Origin of the sequence: Aeromonas sp. QDB54 (genome assembly GCF_027707385.1) — a bacterium.
GTDB lineage: Bacteria > Pseudomonadota > Gammaproteobacteria > Enterobacterales > Aeromonadaceae > Aeromonas > Aeromonas hydrophila.
Genome location: NZ_JAPCIT010000084.1, coordinates 1 through 946 on the forward strand (window position 1 = coordinate 1; position 946 = coordinate 946).

The 946-nt window shown below is 55.9% G+C and carries 1 protein-coding gene; it reads left to right on the forward strand.

Annotated features, from left to right (window positions below):
- Positions 1–896 (forward strand): HDOD domain-containing protein (locus PG881_RS23905; protein ID WP_270803312.1); only part of this gene is annotated, 896 nt, incomplete at its 5' end.
- Positions 897–946 lie beyond the last annotated feature (50 nt).

Genomic DNA, 946 nt, shown 5'->3' on the forward strand with positions numbered 1-946 from the left:
GGGTCATGGTACACGTCACTGAATATGCGGATTGCGGCGAACTGATGTGGGCAACCAGACTGGCGGATAGCGAGGGCGAGTATGAGTGTTGGGAATTGTTATCGCCAAAGGCCGTCCATCGAGTCTCGGTCTCAGATAAATGCATGGCAACTATTGCGCCGTCGGGGCAGCTGGTACTGGCAATGCTGGGGATGGAGCAGCAGTCTGTCACATTGCGCAGTTGTCGCGCTCTGGAAGGCATCACAGGGGACGAGGGGCGTCAACTGTGGGAGTTTCACCTTGGTTTGGCCCTCAATGAGTCGCATGGCCAGATGATCCAGGCACTGTGGCGCTTCTATGCCATGTTACCGCCCGGCGGGTTACGGCGCTTTTCCCTCGGGATCCTACGTGACCGGCGTTTTATCACCGGGTTTTATCGAGGCAGGGCGAGCCATCACCATCATCATGACCATGTGGGTGGCTTGCTGGAGCACAGTGTAGAAGTGGCGATGACAGCCAGGATGTTGTGTCGTCAATACCGGCTTGATGGACGCACCGCCGACGTCGCCTTCCTAGGGGGATTGCTGCACGATGTGGGCAAACTCTACCTCTACTACAACGTGGAAGCCGGAGAGGGGATCTGCTCCCAGCATGAAGCCCTGAACTTCATGAAGTTGGAGCCACACCTGCAAAGTCTGATGAGCCAGGATCCCCGGGCATTTGAAGCCCTGTCGGCCTGCTTGTCCGCATCGATTGGCAAGCCGCTTATCCAGTATATGCCGGAGACTATCGTCAAGATGGCGGATCGATTATCGGCCGAAGTATTCAACTGGCGCAGGGTGTTTGCAGGATTGCCCGATTTTTACTGGTTTCGGAAATCGACCAGCGATACGCGGATTTACAAGCGGCTGGATTGATGGCGTGGTCGTGGGCTTAAACCGGTTTTAAAGAAGAGCTGGCAAGATGG